18 protein-coding genes are annotated in these 20,048 nt (G+C 58.1%); 16 read left to right on the top strand and 2 right to left on the bottom strand.

Annotated elements, in window-relative coordinates:
- The first annotated feature begins 138 nt into the window (after positions 1 to 138).
- From KHO31_RS31760 to KHO31_RS31735, 6 genes are all read left to right on the top strand, one after another.
- Positions 139 to 1,437 carry an MFS transporter gene (locus tag KHO31_RS31760; RefSeq protein WP_211625044.1) on the top strand — a complete coding sequence of 433 codons (1,299 nt, stop codon included), beginning with the start codon at positions 139 to 141 and terminating at the stop codon, positions 1,435 to 1,437.
- Between the two features lie 13 nt (positions 1,438 to 1,450).
- Positions 1,451 to 1,873, top strand: coding sequence for a MaoC family dehydratase (locus KHO31_RS31755; RefSeq protein ID WP_328822746.1), 423 nt, complete (start codon positions 1,451 to 1,453; stop codon positions 1,871 to 1,873).
- 147 nt (positions 1,874 to 2,020) lie between these two features.
- Complete coding sequence (locus KHO31_RS31750; RefSeq protein WP_211625178.1) at positions 2,021 to 2,527, top strand: heme-degrading domain-containing protein; 507 nt, start codon at positions 2,021 to 2,023, stop codon at positions 2,525 to 2,527.
- Between the two features lie 30 nt (positions 2,528 to 2,557).
- Complete coding sequence (locus tag KHO31_RS31745; protein WP_236071616.1) at positions 2,558 to 3,424, top strand: enoyl-CoA hydratase/isomerase family protein; 867 nt, start codon at positions 2,558 to 2,560, stop codon at positions 3,422 to 3,424.
- A 229-nt stretch (positions 3,425 to 3,653) separates the two neighbouring features.
- Positions 3,654 to 4,976 (top strand): IS5 family transposase, encoded by a 1,323-nt coding sequence (locus tag KHO31_RS31740; RefSeq protein ID WP_200574010.1) that lies wholly within the window; start codon positions 3,654 to 3,656, stop codon positions 4,974 to 4,976.
- Between the two features lie 130 nt (positions 4,977 to 5,106).
- Entirely contained in the window at positions 5,107 to 5,400 is a 294-nt protein-coding gene (locus tag KHO31_RS31735; RefSeq protein WP_201086672.1) for a hypothetical protein, read from the top strand.
- 450 nt (positions 5,401 to 5,850) lie between these two features.
- On the opposite strand, the gene KHO31_RS31730 is transcribed toward KHO31_RS31735, so the two are convergent.
- On the bottom strand, positions 5,851 to 6,378 hold the full coding sequence (locus KHO31_RS31730; protein WP_211625040.1) for a hypothetical protein: 528 nt from the start codon (positions 6,376 to 6,378) through the stop codon (positions 5,851 to 5,853).
- Between the two features lie 155 nt (positions 6,379 to 6,533).
- Positions 6,534 to 7,448 (bottom strand): GlxA family transcriptional regulator, encoded by a 915-nt coding sequence (locus KHO31_RS31725; protein ID WP_236071607.1) that lies wholly within the window; start codon positions 7,446 to 7,448, stop codon positions 6,534 to 6,536.
- A gap of 294 nt (positions 7,449 to 7,742) precedes the next feature.
- On the opposite strand from KHO31_RS31725, the gene KHO31_RS31720 reads away from it, so the two are divergent.
- From KHO31_RS31720 to KHO31_RS31675, 10 genes are all read left to right on the top strand, one after another.
- Positions 7,743 to 8,561, top strand: a complete 819-nt coding sequence (locus KHO31_RS31720; protein WP_211625038.1) for an SIR2 family NAD-dependent protein deacylase — start codon at positions 7,743 to 7,745, stop codon at positions 8,559 to 8,561.
- A gap of 171 nt (positions 8,562 to 8,732) precedes the next feature.
- Positions 8,733 to 9,662, top strand: coding sequence for a hypothetical protein (locus tag KHO31_RS31715; RefSeq protein ID WP_211625036.1), 930 nt, complete (start codon positions 8,733 to 8,735; stop codon positions 9,660 to 9,662).
- A gap of 95 nt (positions 9,663 to 9,757) precedes the next feature.
- Positions 9,758 to 10,777, top strand: a complete 1,020-nt coding sequence (locus tag KHO31_RS31710) for a helix-turn-helix transcriptional regulator (protein WP_211625034.1) — start codon at positions 9,758 to 9,760, stop codon at positions 10,775 to 10,777.
- A 158-nt stretch (positions 10,778 to 10,935) separates the two neighbouring features.
- On the top strand, positions 10,936 to 11,211 hold the full coding sequence (locus KHO31_RS39775; protein WP_201086677.1) for an H-NS family nucleoid-associated regulatory protein: 276 nt from the start codon (positions 10,936 to 10,938) through the stop codon (positions 11,209 to 11,211).
- A gap of 67 nt (positions 11,212 to 11,278) precedes the next feature.
- Positions 11,279 to 12,283: a dynamin family protein gene (locus KHO31_RS31700; protein WP_211625032.1), complete on the top strand. Its 1,005-nt coding sequence runs from the start codon at positions 11,279 to 11,281 to the stop codon at positions 12,281 to 12,283.
- Between the two features lie 2 nt (positions 12,284 to 12,285).
- Entirely contained in the window at positions 12,286 to 14,541 is a 2,256-nt protein-coding gene (locus tag KHO31_RS31695) for a dynamin family protein (protein WP_201086679.1), read from the top strand.
- A gap of 13 nt (positions 14,542 to 14,554) precedes the next feature.
- Positions 14,555 to 15,475, top strand: a complete 921-nt coding sequence (locus KHO31_RS31690) for a hypothetical protein (protein ID WP_201086680.1) — start codon at positions 14,555 to 14,557, stop codon at positions 15,473 to 15,475.
- A 5-nt stretch (positions 15,476 to 15,480) separates the two neighbouring features.
- Positions 15,481 to 18,792 carry an ATP-binding protein gene (locus KHO31_RS31685; protein WP_211625030.1) on the top strand — a complete coding sequence of 1,104 codons (3,312 nt, stop codon included), beginning with the start codon at positions 15,481 to 15,483 and terminating at the stop codon, positions 18,790 to 18,792.
- Complete coding sequence (locus KHO31_RS31680) at positions 18,789 to 19,376, top strand: HNH/ENDO VII family nuclease (RefSeq protein ID WP_236071605.1); 588 nt, start codon at positions 18,789 to 18,791, stop codon at positions 19,374 to 19,376. Before KHO31_RS31685 ends, KHO31_RS31680 begins: the two co-directional genes overlap by 4 nt.
- 13 nt (positions 19,377 to 19,389) lie before the next feature.
- Positions 19,390 to 19,797: an SMI1/KNR4 family protein gene (locus tag KHO31_RS31675; RefSeq protein ID WP_201086682.1), complete on the top strand. Its 408-nt coding sequence runs from the start codon at positions 19,390 to 19,392 to the stop codon at positions 19,795 to 19,797.
- The last annotated feature ends 251 nt before the right edge of the window (positions 19,798 to 20,048 follow it).

The following is a 20,048-nucleotide window of genomic DNA, read 5'->3' as shown; positions in this document are numbered from 1 at the left end:
GCAGTTAATCCATTGCATGTCGGCAGATTGCAAAGCATCAAGACGAAAGAGTAATACGACGCCATATCACTTCGTTTGACCCTGCACGTAAATAGTCCGTCTTCGCAGGGTCTTGCACCGATTTTTTGGAGATCACGAGTGGATAGGTCCAACTACAGATGGCGTATTTGTGCGCTACTTTTCTTCGCGACAACGATCAACTACCTCGATCGGCAGGTTCTTGGGCTACTCAAGCCAGATCTCGCCGTTCGCTTTCACTGGACTGAAACCGACTACAGCTACATGGTGGTCGTCTTCACGGCGTGCTATGCATTTGGACTTATCCTGTCCGGAAAACTGATTGACAGATTTGGTGTCAAGGTCGGCTATGGGGTCTGTGTACTGATCTGGAGTGTCGCCGCCTGTGGCCATGCTCTTGTACGCAACACGCTGGGATTTGCGTTTATGCGCTCGCTTCTTGGGCTGGCCGAGTCTGGAAATTTTCCATCGGCAGTGAAGTCGGTATCGGAGTGGTTTCCCCGAAAAGAACAGGCTTTGGCAGTAGGAATCTTGACGTCCGGGACCAGTATCGGCGCAGTGGCGGCGCCTGCCATTGTTCCCTGGCTTGCCGCGTCATATGGTTGGCAGGCTGCGTTTTTAGTGACCGGGTTGACCGGGTTCATCTGGCTTGGCCTCTGGTACATCATGTACTACGCGCCGCAGAAACACGCGAAAATCACGCAGGCCGAATTGAAGTATATCGAGGACGACCGCAGAGAGGACGAAGATACCGGCAAGTCAGTGAGTTGGTTCTCCTTGCTGCGTCTGCATGCGACTTGGGCCTTCATCGTAGGGAAATTGCTCACGGATCCGATCTGGTGGTTCATGTTGTTCTGGCTCCCTTCCTATTTCTCGTCCCGCTATCACCTTGATTTAAAAAATCTGGGGCTGCCACTTGTCGTTGTGTATGTGGCTACCTCGATTGGAAGTATCTCCGGAGGGTGGCTGTCTTCACAATTGATCTCCCGAGGTTGGACCGTTCAACGTGCCCGGCAGAGTGTCATGCTCGGACTGGCGTTTCTGGTGGTGCCCATCGCCTTTTCGCCATGGATCGACAACATGTGGGCAATGGTCGGGCTGCTTAGCCTTGCAGCCGCAGCGCATCAGGGATGGTCGGCGAATCTCTTTACGACCGCGTCTGACATGTTTCCCAAAGTGCTGGTCGGGTCGGTGGTCGGCATCGGTGGCATGGCGGGCGCAATCGGGGGAACCCTTTTCCCATTGTTCGTTGGAGCGCTTCTCGATCACTTCAAGGCGCTTGGCGCTATCAACTCGGGATACAACATATTGTTCATCGTTTGCGGCTCGGCGTATCTCGTGGCGTGGGTCGCGATGTTCCTGATCCGGTCGTCAAAGGCGCGCGTCGACTTTTCTTTGGGGCAATCGCTTGGGCAGTGATTTCTATCTGGAAGTGGGTGACGTGGTCGTTTTGACCAAAGAGGTGACGGCTGGCGCCATTGACGACTTTGCGCGGATAAGCGGTGACTTCTCTCCGGCTCATATGAGCATGGAGATCATGTCCAGATCGCCCTACAAAACGCGCATTGCGCACGGTGCTCTGCTCGTTGCATGGATGTCGCACTGTTCGACCGAGGTGGTTGAGCGTCTATCGGGATTGCGCGACGCGGGGGAAACGCCCGTCTCGCTTGGCTATGACCGGGTTCGTTTCCTCAAGGCTGCGCTTATCGGCGACGTTCTGACTTATACGTATCGCGTGCAGGCAGTAGACCTGGAGAGGCGGCGTTCGGTGTCGAAGCTGGAGGTGGTCAATCAGGCGGGCGAGGTGGTCTGCGTGGCTGAGCACATCCTGAAGTTCGTCCCGCTTGTCGGCTAAACGCTATCTGGCTCCCGCCTCAAGTTCGCAGACGAGCGCTGCGCTGTCGCGCTTTTGGAATTGCTGTGCGTTGTCATTCCCACGCTTAGCTCGACTGTTTTTCCATTAACTTCCACTGGACGGCGGACGCGCTCCGTTTACTTCGATATGAACATTGGCAGAGACCTTCAGCAGATCGCACAGCAGGAAAAACTGCTTGTTGCACCTCGTTTCGACGCCGATTTTGGCTGGCAGGTTGGGACGCATCTGCACGAACTCGCAAAGGCTCGAGGACTGCCGATTGCGATCGACGTGCGTACTTTCGGGCAGTCCATCTTCTACAGTGCTCTTACCGGGGCGACTCCTGACAATGCGGACTGGGTGCGGCGAAAAAGTAACACCGTCGCGCAGTTCCGATGCAGCTCATATGCGGTCGGTCTGCGTCTGGCCGAATCCGCCTCGACGCTTGGCGACAAATTTGGTTTGTCGAACGCTGATTACGCAACACACGGTGGCGGCTTTCCGCTGACCGTGCAGGGCGCTGGTGTTATAGGTTCGATCACAGTGTCTGGTTTGCCGCAGCGCGACGATCACGGATTGATCGTCGAGGCATTGTGCGCGCTGCTTGGCCACGATTACGCAACATTGCGGCTGGTACACGAGGAAGGCGAATAAGACTCCCAGCCGGATTGTTGCTTGGTTTTCGTGTTTCCGGGCGCTAACGGGGAAGCCCGTCACTCACTACTAGCGGCCCGGTTTCGCAAGCTTCGACTAAACACCGCAAAAGAACTTTCCATTCTAATGTCGAGATCCAGCATCCACTTCCACATTGACAATCGCGTCGCCACGATCACGCTCGACTGCGTCGCGCGGCACAACGCCCTGTCGTTGGCAATGCTCGCCGAGATTGATCTTGCTCTCGCGCAGATCGAGAACGCGAGAGACGTACGCGTGGCGGTGATCCGCTCGGAAAGTACACGTTTTTTTTGCAGCGGTGCCGATATCGGAGAGTGGGGGGATGTTGACCCTGAAGGTATGGGCAGCCGTTTCATTCGGGCCGGAAACCGCGTGTTTCGGCGTATCGCGGAACTCGACGTTCCGACTATTTCGGTGCTTTCTGGCAGTGCGCTTGGTGGGGGCTTGGAACTCGCGCTGTCCTGCGATTTCAGATACGCGTCTACTGACGCGATGCTTGGCTTTCCCGAGGCGTCTGTAGGTGCGATTCCAGGCTGGATGGGATGCCAGCGGCTTTCGGACTTGATCGGCGCCAGCCGCTCGCGAGAACTCGTACTGCTCGGCGAGCCGATCACGGCTGCACGGGCCGCCGAATGGGGAATTATCAACGAGGCACTGTCGCGCGAACAGCTTGATGTGCGCGTATCCGAAATCTGCGCGCTCCTTCAGTGCCGGTCCAGTGCATCTCTTTCAGTTGGCAAGCGGCTATTGCGCCTGGTCGAATCGGGTCAGGCCGAGATTGCACATGAATTCGCGGCCTCGGTGTGCAAAGGCACGCCCGACGCCGCAGAAGGTGTCAGGGCCTTTCGAGAAAAGCGGCATGCCGAATTTCGCTGAATGCGTCTAACCAGACACGCGTAGGGCAGCGAAGAGTGCTTCCACCGAGTTGTTCAAACCGCTAGTTGCCCAAATGGTGCGTAAAGATAGATCTATTGAGATAAGTAGTCGACCCTGAACAATTCGGAGAGCCTCGTGCGGCGGAGATTTGAGGCCGAAATGGTGTTGTGAGATTTGCAGGAACCTGGCACATTAACGCGAGAATCCTGCATTTTTCGACGAGGTGCAGATGGGTCCAAAGACGCCTGTGCCGGAGGGAGATTTCTTCCGGCAACCGCTGCGAGAACAGATCAACCTGAAGCATCCGTTGGTCGGTTTGGCCGACCTGATCAACTGGGAACGATTGGGCGCATCAATGAGCGAGAGCTTCGTGTCGCGCAAGGGTCGACCAGCGAGTTCGCCGCGCCTGATTGCGGGGCTGCTGTATTTGCAGCATGCGTTCGATCTGTCCGACGAAGAGGTCGTCTGGCAATGGGTGGAGAACCCGTACTGGCAGGTGTTCACCGGCGAGACCTATTTGCAGACCGAACCATCGATCGACCCGTCGAGCCTGACGCGCTGGCGCAAACGACTGGGCGAAGCCGGCGTTGAAGAGTTGCTGGCCGAGACGATCGAAGCAGCGAAACGTGCCGGCGTGATCAAGGCCGCGAGCGTGAAGCGGGTGATCGTCGACACAACGGTGATGGAGAAGGCGGTCGCCCATCCAACCGATTCACGATTGATCGAGCGGTGTCGCGAACATCTGGTGAAGGCTGCGGCGCGACACGGCTTGAAGCTGAGGCAGAACTACAACCGCGAGGCGCCGCGTCTGGCGCTGCAGATTGGCCGCTACGCTCACGCGAAGCAGTACAAACGCATGAGGAAAGCACTGCGCACGCTGCGTTCACGCGTTGGACGGGTGATGCGCGACGTGGAGCGGCAGGTCGCCCAGGTGGCCGACCCAGGCCGCGCTGCATTGATGGAGCTGATTGCGCGCACGAAGCGCATCCTGGCGCAGAAGCCGAAAGACAAGAACAAGCTTTATGCGCTCCACGCGCCTGAAGTCGAATGTCTGGCCAAAGGAAAGGCCCGCAAGCCGTACGAATTCGGAGTGAAAGTGTCGATCACGACGACTCACAAGGAAGGACTGGTGGTTGGCATGCGCTCGATGCCGGGCAATCCGTACGACGGTCATACGTTGGCTGAGGCACTGGAACAGGCGGCAATCCTGTGCGACGCCACGCCGGAAGTCGCCATCGTCGACCGTGGCTACAAGGGTGTCGCGGTCGACGGCGTGAAGATCTATCACCCGGGCTTGCGGCGGGGCATCACACGCGGACTGCGCGCGATGATCAGACGGCGAAGTGCCATCGAGCCAGCCATCGGTCACATGAAGGCTGACGGAAAACTCGACAGGAACTGGCTCAAGGGTGCGCTGGGCGATGCGATGCACGCGGTGCTGTGCGGCGCCGGCCACAACCTCCGCATGATCCTGAGGAAGCTGCGGCTTTTTTGCGTCTTTATTCTCGCTGCTTTGGTCAACCGCTGCATCGCCGCCGACGTGATGGTGTGACGTCGGCCGCGCGGGAAATGAATTGTTCAGGGTCGACTAAGTATTCTTATCAAAATAGCGCGATTCCTGTGCCAAACTGGCCTCTATGAAAACGCGCCTGACCCCGACCCCTTCACCCGAACCGCGCCCCGTGGATTTCCCCGACGCCGATGAACTGGCGATGCTGCGCGCCTGGTACGCCGGCATGCCGGTCCGCAAGGCCGTGGAACGCTACCTGTCGGACCGTATTGGGGCAGGGCAGTCGGTCCGCGGCGTCCTCGGCGGAATTCGCCGACGGCTGGCGAAGGTTGCGCGGCAGGTTGGGCAGCCGGATCTCGCCGCCATTCTTGGGCTCCCTGACGGTGAGCGTTTGCGGGAGGCGAAGACGACCGTAGAGGCGATCGAACTCTTCCGGTATGCGCATGCCGACTCGGCAGATCAGTAAAGACCTCGGCACCTGGCTGTCGCCGCGCGCGGTCACCGGCTTGTCTGCGCATAGCATTTCAACACCGAGAGACTGGCCCGTCCAGATTCGGCGCGGGCACCAGTGGTGGAACGCATTCCCGACCTCGAGACAGCCGGTGCACGGCTGTCCTGCAGTACGCTACTGATTCAATGCCCATCCAAAGTCCGAGGAGGACCGCATTCGGTCGTCTCCGGCGAACGCGGTGGTTGAGGCATGTTTCCATCTGGAAGGCGAAGTGAACGTGTCGACGAACGAGTTATCGCTCGACTCGCTCGCGAAGGTAACAGCTAGTGCGTCAGGTTCGGGCTAACGGCTCACTCTTATGGTTCAAAGCAAAGTCTGAATAATGCAACTAACTGTCTGTGTCTGCTCGATGCTTATCAAACCGAAAACCAAGTCTATAAAGACCGGGCTATGCAAGCATGACAGTCACGTCGCCGCGGCCGTTAGAACGACGCGCCGCGGCGCCACGCGAACCGCACCGACTTTCTGGCGCGCGCGTTCATGCATGAGTCGCGGAACGATGACTGCATGGGCTAGGGTATGGAGTGCGGTTTCTACCGGACGAGTGCCTGCCATCGCCCAGAGTCCGGATCGGACGGCGGGCAAGCGGCGCTCATCGCCGGAAAACAACGCGGCTTCGACGCGTGCTGCATTTGCCGACGCTCGAATAGCTTCGTTGGCGCCCACGCAGTTCCAGCAGAATGATCCCAACGCGTTCGACGAGGACTTGACCAGGTGGATGATCATGCCGGCACCGTCGCCGTCCCGCTGCCGGGCGATCTCCCAGGAGAGCAATCCGTCGAGTGTCGGCAGATTCGGAATCCACGTATTGACCTCGGATTCGACAAAACCCCACAACCGCAGGCCGATGCGCAACGCGGCGCCGTCGGCGCGCACCGGCTGACTGCCGCGACGTGCCGCGATTTCAAGTGCGTTTGAATTGAGATTTCGCATACTGTCGCTCTCCTTGCTGTTCAGTAGATTGATAGTGTGGCGGCCCATGGAGTCAAATCGTGTCCGATAGATCCGCAATGTCTTGCATGCCTGCAAAAAGCGGTCGATCGCCGTCGCGTTTTGAACCTGATCGATCGCTTCTGAGGGACGCGCTGTCACCAAGCGCCTGATGGACGTTTGCTCGCACGGTATTCGGTGGGGGTTACCGCCAGGTGCTTGCGAAAAAGCTTCGCTAGTTGCCCACCGCTGCCTACGCCGCAACGACGGGCAATCTTGTCGACCGGAAGCGTCGTCTCGATAAGGAGTCGGCAACTCCTATCAAGCCGGACATACGCCAGATAATCCGACGGCGTCACGCCCATTTCCGCCTTGAAGCGTCGCAGGAAATTACGCTCGCTCATGGCCGAGAGTTGCGCTGCTTCGTCAATGGCAACCGGCCGGCCGCTGTTTGCCTCGAGCCAGTGCGCGGAGTCCCGGATTCGTTCGCTGACGGATGGCGAGGCCGTTCTACGCAGGGTCGATGTGAAGTGCGTCGTTGCGGGCGGCGCGACGCACTCGGCGGTTTTACGCGCGATCTCCGCGCCGAGATCATCCTGGATGACACTCAACGCGGTCTGCAGTGGGTTCGATACGTCAAGTGACGCTTGCGGCTCGAGGCCTGGGCGACGGCTGCCGTATGGCATGGACCCGTCGTCGCGTCCGCTATTGGATGGATGGGCAAACCCGGCTGCTTCGAGCAGGAACCGCCCCTCCGCGATAGGGAGCACCAATTCGCTGCGGCAATACGCGCGGCGCAGCCACGTCAGCAACCGCTCATCGCCAGTCGCGTTATGTACCCCTTCGCCGCCTGCAATGAACAGCGCATCGAAGTTGTCTGCATGGCGGAGCGCCTCCACACTGTCAGTCCAGACAAACACGAGCGACGAACTGGCGATGCGGCCGCCGGTCGTTGATAACAGCCGTACGTCATAGCGTGTGACACTGTGTGGCACGCTGTCAGCAAGGGTATTCGCCGAATGAAATGCTTCGACGATAGACGCCGCCTCGGGGAGCGCAAAGCCGTTGAACAAGGCAATGCCAATGTGCTTCACTGTGTTTGTATCGAGCAGTTTCGTGTCCTTTCAAAGCGGAGTTATCTTGAACACCGGCGTGGTTCGACGTCGGCACGGCGAGAAGATAGCGGCGCTTTCGGACAACGGCTGTCCCATGCATTTTTTGGCGGCACGCCGTCGTATCGAGACATTGATTGTCCCAATGGCGCGCTAGCATGACGGCCAATGGCACTGGTGTCGCGTTGAGCGGAACCTGGGCGCGAATACCGGATGGGACGGTATTCGTCATTCAAAGACTTGGAGGGAACCTCAATGCAGGACGTGCGCGTGCAGCAAGCCGTCGCGTGGCTACGCGACGCAGATGGTCTGCTCGTCACGGCGGGTGCGGGGATGGGCGTCGACTCGGGCTTGCCGGATTTTCGCGGCAATGCGGGATTGTGGCGTGCTTACCCGGCGCTTGCCGAGGCAAAGCGGGATTTTCAGTCCATTGCGAACCCACGCGCCTTCGAAGACGAGCCGGAGCTCGCGTGGGGCTTCTACGGACACCGCCTGCAACTTTATCGCGAGACCGAACCGCATCCAGGCTTTGCGATTCTTAAACGTTGGGGCGAGCGCGCGGAGCGCGGTGCGTTTGTCTTCACGAGCAACGTGGACGGACACTTCCAACGGGCGGCTTTCGCAGAGGGCCGGACCGAGGAGCATCACGGCTCGATTCATTACTTGCAGTGCACCGAACCTTGTTCGTCGCGTATTGATTCGGCGGCGGACTTCGTGCCGCAGGTAGACGAGCGCGCATGCCGCCACACCGGTCCGTTGCCGCGGTGCAAACACTGCGGCGCGGTGTCGAGGCCGAATATCCTGATGTTTTGGGACTCGGCGTGGCTGTCGTCCCGTGCTGACGCGCAGGCGGCGCGCCGTGCCCGGTGGCTTGCGTCGGTCAAGCGCCTCGTTGTTCTGGAGGTGGGCGCGGGCACGGCACTGCCTACGGTTCGGCGCTTCAGCGAGCGGCACGGCCCTCGCGTCATTCGCATCAATGCCCGCGAGCCGCTGATCGATCCTGCAATCGGGATCGGTTTGGAAGGGCGCGCGCTAGACGTATTGACGCTGATAGACGCGGCACTAGGCGCATAGCGATAAGGATCAGCCGCTAGCCGATCGCACAACGCATCGGGACATGCTGTGTTTCGAGGCTCTGCCTAAAGAAGTCACCTCTGACGCCGATATAAGGCTGTCGCGGCGCAATGTAAGGACCGCAAGATCCGCTCGCCATGCGACGTATTTGATCAGAGAGGCACCAACCAGATGAACCAGAAACAATTTCTAGACGACGCCGAGGTCGCTGAATTCGTCACGTGGCTCGCCGGCTTTGCAGGCCGCGTGCCGATCGAGTTGGACATCGGCAGTTCGGCGCGCGTGCCCCAGGGCGTTGTCAAGACCGTGCACGGCTTTGACGGCGTCATCGACACCTATGTCTGGCGCGCTGACTGGACCGATGATAGGGGATCGTCAGTGAAATCGCTGTGCTGGGATAGCACGGCGCGCAGCCTCAAGCGTCTCGCAGAGACATTGAGGGCGGCGCTGGCAAGCGAGTCGGACGAGGCCGCGATGCGAGCGTGCCACGCGATCCTTGAGTGGGGCGGCGAGCGGAATATCAGCGTCGGTGCGCGGCCATTCCTTGAGGCAAAACGCGCGAGCGGACAACTCGTCACCTATCTCAAGGCAGCGCGTGAGGCGTTTCGCCTGAGCAGCGGGCGTCTCGACCAACTTGGTGCGATCGAAGACGTCAACTCGATGCTGACCAAGGTCTATGCATTGGCATCGGATGATGGGCTGCCGATTTACGACTCGCGCGTGGCGGCCGCAATGGCCTCTCTCGTCGAACTATTCCGCATCAAAACTCGGCGTGCATGGCGGCAGGTTCCGGCTCGGCTTCTGTTCCCGACCATGGACGCCTCCGCGCGCCGTAAATTGATCGGCCTGCATACCGGGCCGCTGATTTCCAAAGGTGCCTTGATGCACTACACCCAGCCCGACATGCCGGCCCGTTGGGCATCGGCCAAGCTACGGCTTGGCTGGATCGCGGAAGACCTGCTCAGACAGGCTCCGCAATTGTTGAGCGCACAACCACACTCGCGCCTCCATGCATTTGAAGCGTCGCTATTCATGATCGGCTATGACGTGCGATGCCTCGCCGGCAATCTGAACGGCACGCAAACCATTGACGCCAAATAAGAAATCCAATCTTTGGTGCATCCGCTTAAGATTCGCCGCGCGTCGCCGTTAACCAGGATGTCATGCAGCCTACAACTCATCGAACGTTCTCCCGCATGGATATTCTTGATAGCAAGATCATTAGCGTATTGCCCAATGCCGGGTCGAGCAATCAGTATCTCAGCACGCCAGCGGTCCACAAAAGGCTGGAGATCATCGAGTCTGACGCGCCCGTTATCAAAACGGTGCAACGGCGTCTGGAGAGGCTGCAGCTCGAGGGCATCGTCGACATGGAGAAACGCGGCGCGGCCTGGTACTGGCGCAAAGGCGCCGGCGCGGGCGGCATGGCGGGGAAATCCGGCGCGATCATGACGCGAGAGGAGGCGCTGGCCCTGCATATGCTACGTAGCTTCACGTCGCGGCAGATCCCGACCCTCGTCGCCGAAGCGCTGGCCGACCTGTTCGAGGTCGCGGACAAGCGTCTCGAAGCGGCGGTGACGGAGGACGAGCGCCGTTACAGACGATGGGCGGACAAAGTCGCGGTGGAGAACAGCGGGTTCGCGCTGCGCTACCCGCAGATCGATGCCGAGATCTTCGCCATCGTTTCCCAGGCACTCTTTCACGAACGCAAGCTCGAAATCGTCTACCGCCCGCGCTCCAATGTGACCAATGACAAGTGCAAGGTCATCTTGCCGCTCGGCCTCGTCGAGGTAGGCGGCCTTGTCTACCTGATCGGCGGCACGGAAGGCCGTCCGAATCCGACGATGTACCGGCTGGACCGTCTGGACAGCGCGAAGATGATGCTGGAGTCATTTTCGTATCCGCGCACCTTCAAGCTTGACGACTATGTGAAGCAGCAGCGGCAGTTCGACTTCATGGTCGAAGGCGAAGTCACGCTCACCTTGCGGTTCCTGAATGGCGCCGGCAATCACCTTCTGGAGACGCCGTTCGCTACGGATCAGAAGGCCCGGCAGACTGACGATGGATTCGAAGTGCAGGGTACCACGGTGCTGAGCCAACGCCTGCGCTGGTGGTTGCGTTCGTTTGGGCCGTACGTGGAAGTGATCGGGCCGCAGAGTTTGCGCGCGGAGTTTGCGCAGGAAGCACGCGCGCTGGCGGAGATCTACCGGCAGTAATTCAATCCCGACGCGCCGGCCAATCCGATTTTAAATTCGAGCGGGACTCGAAATGTCCCGTCTCGTCGTTATTCTCCGCGACAGATTAAAGAATTTTCAGAAGCAGTCGATATTGCGGCGTGAGTGGCATTTTTAATCTCCTATAAAGGCGGCACAAAATGGCAAACTACCTTGAACTCAAAGCGCAAGCCGAATCTCTCGCTGCGCAAGCTGAAGAAGCGCGACTCGCGGAATTGCAGGCTGTGCTCGATGAGGTCCGTGCGCGCGTGATTGAATACGGGCTTACCGTCGAGCAGGTGTTTGGCGAAGAAGCCTCTTCCGACGAGGAAGAAGAAATCGCGGTCGCACAAGAAAGTGTGCGAAATCCGGTGGCAGTTAAAACAGCGCTGAGCCCCGCAGCAGAGTGGCCCTTTCCCACCGGGAGCCGTCCCTAGTCCAGCCGATTGTGCTTTAGCGCATTGTCGGGCTGGTGCTAGTGATGTTGATGGTGACGGTGAGAATATGAAAAGACCCGCGCAGGAGAGAGCGCGTACGCCGGGGAAAAGAAAGGCCGCGTCCGCTACGAAGGATCTGTTCGAGGTGTTAGTCGCCGCGCCAATGAGTGCTGGCAAGTCCTCGTTCATCAACGCTTTGATTGGCGATGAGCTATTGCACGTCGCCAATGAAGCTACGACCGCGTGTCTGACGCGGGTTGAGCACAGGAAAGGGGTCAAGTCTTTCAGAGGGGCCTGCTATCTCGACTCGGGTGCCGTATTGGCCACGCAACGCGATGCTTCCGCCGAACTGCTTCGCGACTGGAATTCGGATGGCCGTGTCAAGCGTATCGAGCTCAAGGGCAGCTTTAATGTTGCGCCGCGTCCGGCTTCCGGGCTCATCATTTATGACACGCCGGGACCGAATAACAGTCAGAACGAACGGCATGGCCAATTGATGCGGGAGGCCGTGCAGAACATCCCGTTCAAGGCGCTGTGTTATGTGCTGAACGCCGGTCAATTGGGCACCGTCGATGATCGCGCGTGCCTCGAGATGTTGCGTAACGGATTGGCAGACGATCCCGCGCACGAGATCTACTTCGTTTTGAATAAGATCGATTTGCTCGATCCGGAGAAGGGCGAAGATATCGGCGAACACGTCGAGCGCGTCCACCAGTATCTGAGCGACGCCGGTTTCCACGATCCCATTGTCATTCCCACTATCGCCGACGCTGCACTCTACGCGAGGAAAGCGTTGAATCGATTGAGCATGACGCGTCCTCAGCGCTCGAAGCTGCACCAAACACTGGATGAATTCAGCGACCGGAAGCGCGCGCTGATCCATGTCACGACCGCGCCCGCTGCCGTAAAAAAACGGCTGTTAAAAGAACTGGACGAACTGGAGCAACGCAGTGACGCGATTGCATCCAACGAGGCACTCGCAGAAGAGAACGAACTGAAGCAACTGATCACCTACAGCGGGCTCAGGACGGTAGAGCTGCTCATTCAACTTCAACGCCGTTTGGCCGAATAAAAATGAATAAGATCGAAATCATCCACAATCCGTTCATCGTCGATACCCAGTTTCTTGCCAATGGCCAACCTCCTGCGGAAGGTTGCAAGCTGGCGAGCTACAAGGAAATGCGCCTTCAGGTGTGGGTAGAGAAACTGTTCGACGAATTGAGTGTTCTGTTCAACGGCGACAAGCATTTCGACGTCACCTTCACAGGTGTGGAATCGGACTTTCTGGATGTGGTTGCAGCGGCTGACGTGGCCAATGCGGGTGGCATGCAGGTGACTGTGAGCTGGAATGAAATCGACTCCAGCGAGGTTCGTCTTGAAAGAATCCGCCGTCTGATGGACGAAGCCACCGAACACCCGGAGTTCAACCTTTTCATCTCCGAGAACGAAGAGGCGAAGCGATCGTTTGATGAAGCATTCAATAAGGATTTCGACGTCTACGTCGTCGCCACCATGTCGTCGGGGAAATCGACGCTGATCAACGCGATGCTCGGCCGCGATCTGCTCCCCGCTGCCAATGAGGCGACCACGGCGACGATCGCACGAATCACCGACAACGATTCGATGAAGCAGCGCTTCACGGCCCAACGCCTGGGCGCACAAGGGCAGGTGCTGGCGAGTTCCGAGAACGTCACGGCGGAAACGATCAAAGACTGGAATACCTCCGCGGATACCAAGCTCATCGATATTGAAGGCAATATCGAAGGCATCGAAGAGCGCACATACGTGCGGCTTGTGTTGACCGATACACCCGGCCCGAACAACAGCCAGGACGAAGAGCACCAACGCACCACGATGGGCTTTGTGCAGGATTCGCGGCGCAATCCGTTGATTCTGTACGTGCTCAATGCCAGCCAGCTCGGCACCAATGACGACAAGCATCTGCTCGGTCTGGTGGCTGAGACGATGCGCAAAGGCGGCAAGCAGAGCAAGGATCGCTTTATCTTCGTGATCAACAAGATGGATGTGTTCGATCCTGAGAACGGTGAAGACCCGGCATCGGTCCTGACGCGTGTCAGGCAGTATCTCGGTAGCAACGGGATTCAGAACCCGACGATCTACCCGATTTCGGCAAACCTGGCGAGACTGATTCGCAAGCCCAGCGATGGCCATACGCGTAAAGAACGTAACGACTACAAGAGCATGGCGGATCTGTTCAGCGAAGAGCCGCGCATGGACATGTTGCAGTACATGCCGATTACGTCGCGGGTGAGACGCAATCTGGAAGAGAAGAATCTCTCCAGCCTGCTGCTGGGCAGTGGTTTGCCGGCTGTGGAAGCGATGATCGATGAGTACATCGACAAGTACAACTTTCCGCATCGCGTTAAGCGTGCTTACGATGCGCTGACCAAAGCGATTGAAGTGGGGCTCAACGAAACCGGGTTGATCGAGCAACTGGATCAGGATGAAGCGACGCTTCGCCGGGTCGAGGGGGAGATCGCCGTGTTGAAGGCGCGCCAGGAAAAGGGGTTTGAAACGGATGCCTACAGAGAGAAGGTTCAGGCGGAGGGCATGGAGCTACCCCCCGCTGTGGAGGCTGGCCTTGTTGAAATCGAGGGCAACGTTGCCGGAATGATCCGCGCGATGGAACGCGATTTCCAGCGTACGGCTTTGGTTACAGAAGCAGAAGCGATGGTCGAAAAGGCTGAAGAGACGCTGAGATTCGAGTACAAGAAGCTCATCAACGAATATGAGGCGCTGTTTGTATCCAGCCAGCATCTCATCGGCGAAGAACTTCAGAGGAATTACGAGCGATATATACAGGCACTGTTCGCGGGGACCCAGGACTTGAATTTACCGGTTCTCGAAGGCATCAGGAAAAAAATGGGTGACATTTCGCTGAATCTCACGCTTCAGCGCGACGATATTAAAGAGCGGCGCGTGGTCAAGTGGCAGCGAGAGGAGCGCGACAGTCGCTGGTACAACCCGTTTTCCTGGACAAGAAAGAAGACCGTGAACGTATACGGCGACGAGGAATACGTTGATCTCGGTGAGTTCTGGAAGGAGCGCTTGACCCAGGTTGAGACGGCCTTCACGGGCCTGATACGGGCTGCGCGCACCGAAATCGACAGCGGAAAAAATAAACTGACCAATCGCTTCGTCGAGTATATGAACAACGAGTTCGAACCAAAGTTCAATGAGTTGTTGGACTCGCTGAGAGGGAAGATAGCTGAGCGCAAGGAGCGGGAGCTTGCTCTCGAAGAGGCTAGGGTCCTACATGACTGGATCCGGAGTTTCAAGTCAAAACTTGATCAGACTTTGGCCGTTTGAACTCGGGGAACTCATGAGCACAATAGACACAACTATCGCAAAGGCCCGCCAGGAATTCCTCTTGGCGCTCGACGAAACGCAAGTCAGTGGTGAATTCTTGAGGCAGTTTCTAGCGCAGGCGGAAAACGCTACGCCCAAGCTGCTGGATTCCTATGCCGCGGACGAGATGCTCGCAGAAATCGACCCCGTGCAGTTCAAATGGGACGTCGGTTACTACAGCCGGCAGAAGCGTTGCGCGAAACAAAATTTCTCCAAAGAGCGTCTCGAACACCTGATCGCGGTTCGCGAGTATTTTCGGCAGGAAGGCTATAAAGGCTTCGTTCCGCCGTCTGTTAGCAGTGCGGCCTCTGGTGTGAGCGAGGGCCCTCAAGCAACGCGCTTTGAAGACACGCCTTCGTCCTATCAGCCCTCTAGCAATCTGAAGAAGTTCGTCGATGAAGGAGATTTGTTGACCGTTCAAACAGCGTTGCGACTCGAACTCAACAATAACCGGCTTAGCAGACAGGATCTTCAGAACGCGTCGGCTTGGACGAAAGGACAAGCACCAAACCTATTTGAGCCCTATGCGGAGAAAGCCTTCGCACGCGCGATCGACCCGGACCAGAGTCAGTGGCTACCGGCCTACTACGACAACCAGACCGTCTATCTGAAGACCAACTTCTCAGAGAAGCGTTTCCTCCACCTCGTGGAGGTCCGGGAGCACCTGCGTCAACTCGGCGTGGAAGGCTTCGCTCCCATCGCTACACCGAGCACACCGAGCCCCCAACCAGCCCCACGCCCGCGCGCGGTCTTGCCCACGGCGAATCAGCCACCATCCACGCCGAGCCCCGAATCAAATACGGCGCGCCCGGAACTCAATCCAATCTTCAAAATTGCCCTTCTATTCGGCGGCGCGCTCGCGGCGGTGGTGATCTATCTCTCGCTGGTGAAATAAGCTCAATGACTCTGACATCCGTACGCCAACCTGAGATCGAGATTCCCTCAATCAATCAGGACACCGCGGCCACGCTCGAAGCCGGGCGGTCCCTGATCAACCGCAGCTATCTGGCGGAGCTGGAGCATTATTCCGTTCATGCCTTCGCCGAAAAGGGCGTCCCACTCAACCGCGCCAGCGACGTGCGGATCTTCCGCATCGAGCGGATCGTCCAGGGCAACAAGCAGTCGGTGCTCGAAAGTACCACCGCGGCCTACACGGCATTGGGCGCTGCGGGCTATTCGGTGTTTCTGTTTCTGCGCTCGGATGGTGTCGAAACGGAGGTGTTCATCGGCGCGCGAGGTGAGCCAGGAAGAATGCTTGGGCAAAACGCCGGCGAACTCTTGCGTGAGACCTTCAAAGGTCATTTTTCGGGTAGTTCGCTACTCCCGCTCAATGTCCAGGAGGTCAACGCGTTACTCGAGAGCGTAGCGGCCGAAAAGGACAATACGGCTGCGAGCATCACCGCTGTCACGGGCGTGCCGGCACTGTCGACGGAAAATCGCGAACACTTCATGCAAGGGCTCGAACGCTTTATCGATGCCGCCGAAAGTCGCGTCTATCAAGCGATCATTCTGGCCGAGCCGGTTTCCTCGCAGAATCTCGACCTGATCCGCACCGGGTACGAGCAGGTAGCGACCCAGCTTTCGCCACTGTTGAAGCAGCAGGTGTCGTTTGGTGAGCAGGAAAGCGACAGTGTCGGTCAGAGTATCAGCGAGGGGTTGAGTCAGTCCCTGGGGCAAAGCCTTGGCCTGACGGAAACCAAAGGCACCTCCGAAACGATCGGCACGAGTACAACGGAGACTACCGGCACGTCGAGTTCACTGAGTTCGCAAACTGCGGCAGCCAAGGCCGCGTCGATCGGCGGCTCCGCGGCGAGCCTGGTGATTGGCGCGGCCGCGATCGCTTCGGGGCCGTTCGCACCGTTGGTGATGGTCGCGGGTGGTTTAGTTGCGACGGCGGTTACTACCGCATTCAATGAGCAGCAGACCACCGGCACGAGCCAATCCACGTCGAATGGCCGTAGCGAAAGCCACGGCACGTCGTGGAGCGAAGCGGCCTCCAGAACGACTTCGGACACCAGGACGACGAGTACGACAGACACCCGCTCGCTCAATAAGACCAACGGTTCGAGCCGGCAAATGTCGATCGAGGCGACCGACAAGACAATCGAGCGCCTGTTGTCGAAGATCGACCACCACCTCGAACGTATCGACGAGGCCAAGACATATGGTGGCTGGAATTCCGCAGCGTATTTTATCGGCGACAGCACCGCGTCTTCCGAATCTCTTGCCAGCATTTTTCTCGGGTTGATCCGCGGCAGCAAATCGAGTCACGAGAATTTTGCGCTCACGACCTGGCAATCAGGCCGCAAGAAATCAATCATCGATTGGCTGACCGCGTTGAGCCATCCACAACTACGGCCCAATTTCTCAAAGACGGTGCCGATCAGTTACCTGACGCCGGCCACGCTTGTGTCGGGTAAGGAACTGGCGATTCAATTGAGCCTGCCTCGCCGGTCGACTTCCACGGTCGCAGTGCTGGAAACGCAGGCGTTCGGACGCAAGGTGCAGCGACTCGACGGAACGTTCGCCGAAGCGGGTGCGGGAAAAACGCTCACGCTCGGCAACATTCGCCATCTCTGGGAAAACCTGCCACAAACTATTTCGCTGAATCTGAACCAGCTCTCGAGCCATGTGTTCGTGAGTGGCTCGACTGGCGCCGGGAAAAGCAACACGCTCTATGAAATGCTCAGCCAGATCGAAGCCGCGGGCGTGCCGTTTCTGGTAATCGAGCCGGCGAAGGGCGAGTACAAACACATTTTCGGCCAACGCCCTGACGTCAGCGTGTTCGGCACGCATCCGGCGCACAGCGAACTGCTGCGGATCAATCCTTTCAAGTTCCCCGTGGCCGTTCATGTGCTTGAGCACGTGGATCGGTTGGTGGAGATTTTCAATGTCTGCTGGCCGATGTACGCAGCGATGCCGGCGGTGCTCAAGGACGCCATTCTGCAGGCATACGAAGAGTGCGGATGGGATCTCGAATCGTCGGCAAACCGCCACAGCGATAGCCTCTTTCCGACGTTCGCCGATCTGCTCATTGCGCTTGAAAGCGTGATCACGGCATCTGCCTATTCGCAGGAACTCAAGGGTAACTATATCGGCTCACTGTCGACGCGGATCAAATCGTTGACCAACGGCTTGAACGGCCAGATCTTCGTCGCCGACGAGATCGACAGTGCCACCTTGTTCGACAGCAACGTGATCGTGGACCTGAGCCGCGTTGGTTCATCGGAAACCAAGGCCCTGATCATGGGCATTCTGGTGATGCGCCTGAGCGAATACCGGATGGCTAACGGCGGCATGAACCAGCAGCTCCGCCATGTCACCGTTCTCGAGGAAGCGCACAACATACTCAAGCGTAGCGCAGGCGAGGGGAGTACCGAAGGGTCGAGCGTGATCGGCAAATCCGTTGAGATGCTGACCAACGCGATTGCCGAGATGCGGACGTATGGTGAAGGTTTCATCATTGCGGATCAATCGCCGCACGCAGTGGATATTGCCGCGATCCGCAACACCAATACGAAAATCATCATGCGCCTGCCGGATGAAATGGACCGGCGCCTGATCGGCAAATCAGTTGCGCTGCGCGATGACCAGCTTGAAGAGATCGCGAGACTGCCGAAAGGCGTCGCCATCGTCTACCAGAACGACTGGCTGGAGCCGGTGCTTTGTCAGGTCAAAAAATTCGCGGGCCGTGAGACGCCTTACGCCTACCACCCGGCGGACAAAGCGACTTCAAGCCGAAGCGCGTTCAACGAACAGGTGCTCAAGCTGCTACTGGCGACGCGTATTCGTAGCGCTGACGCTGCCGATCTGAACCTGATCGAAGCGGGCATGCGCAGCTTGCCTTTGCTTACGCGAAGCAAGATACCCCTCTATCAGGCCCTCAATGAGTCGAAGCGTGAGCAGCCGCTTACGCTGTGGAAACCGGAGCGCTTTGGATTCACCGCGGCGCTGATCGTGGATGTTCTGGGTTGCCGATCTGGCGTCCAACAGGCCATTCAGGCAGCGCCTCACGTCAACGTACTAGGTGGCTTCAACGTACTACGTGACCTGCTGGGCGCGTTGCTGTCCCCGCTCGCCGACGGTCTGACAGGTGAGCTGGCGTTTGCCGCCCAGCAGTGTCTGATGAAGGATTACAGCATGCAGAAAGGAAGCCATCTTGAGATCTATGCCGGTTGGCGAGCTAGTGTTGAAAAAGGGAGTGTCCTGTGAATTTAGAAACCTTCGCGCTTGAGCAGACCGACGCCTCCAACAAGTTGGTGGAGCTGGCTCGCGAGATGCCCGACTTGTGCCTGGATGTCGTCGAGCTCGACAAACCTCTTTTCCTGACCCAGGAAAACCGTCTTGAGCTCCCGTCGCTGAGCGGCGAAACTCGTGAGAAACTGAAGGGGGATGGCTTTCCGGAGAGCGTCCTGGACGCGATTGGCAGTGAGGCCGAAGGCCAGATCTACGACAATGCCAATCTCGAGGCAACGAAAGTCAATGACAAGGATGCATTGATTCGTACGGACATCGACTACGATAAGGTGGACCTCTTCGGCAAGACCAACCTTGAACGGATGAAGGCTGGCCGCGCGCCGCTCGATGCCAATGGCCGGCCGATTGAATTGCACCATATCGGCCAGAAGCAGGACTCGCCCCTTGCCGAACTTACCTGCGCGGAACACCGCGGGAAAGGCAACGATAACGTTCTGCACAACAAGCTGAAGGAGTCGGAAATCAATCGGGAGGATTTCGGCAAGGAGCGGGAAGAGTACTGGAAGGCCAGGGCCGCACAGATCGAGTCACAAAGCTAACTTTGAGTTCATTATGCAAAATGTCAAACAACTGGTTGAACGCCATCAGGCCAATACCCGTCCGGCAGACCCGGCAAGCATCCAGGCGTTAGAGCAGAAGCTGCCATTTTCTTTATCGAGCGAATACAAGTCCTTCCTCTCGGACTTCGGCGTGATTGTATTCGGCGCCTACGAGACCTACGGCCTCGGCGTCCCGGCAGACCACTACCTCAATGTGCTCAATGCGTACAACGACCTGAGCCGCGATGCCAGCTATCCGGCGAATGCGGTGCCGCTGCTGGAGATTGGCGACGGTCAGTACTATCTATACGACGACAAGGCGCAGCGGATCGTACTGTGGGCCACGCCGAATGGTGGTGTCGTCCGTGTGCTGGATGAAGGCCTGGAAGCGTTTCTGTCGCAGAAGATTTTCGGCGAATAGTTCTGATGAAAACGTGTCCGGCCAGCGAGAGGTATGGGCACATTCTGCCGGGACACGATTTGTCTCTTTGCAGGATTAGCATGAGTGCCCCTTCTTTTATGGCCGGTCGCTGCTGATATGCCAACTGTACTCGAACATATGGCAGAGATTTTTTTGGTTGGCGGTCGCGGCAACCAGCGCATCGCCATGTCGTCGGACCTGATCCGCGACCGGTAATCAAAAAAATGTTTGTGCTAAACCGCTCCACAGGC

Source organism: Paraburkholderia domus, from assembly GCF_905220705.1.
Taxonomy (GTDB): domain Bacteria; phylum Pseudomonadota; class Gammaproteobacteria; order Burkholderiales; family Burkholderiaceae; genus Paraburkholderia; species Paraburkholderia domus.
The sequence above is the reverse complement of the archived record's forward strand: the minus strand, read 5'-3'. Positions and strand labels throughout refer to the sequence as shown.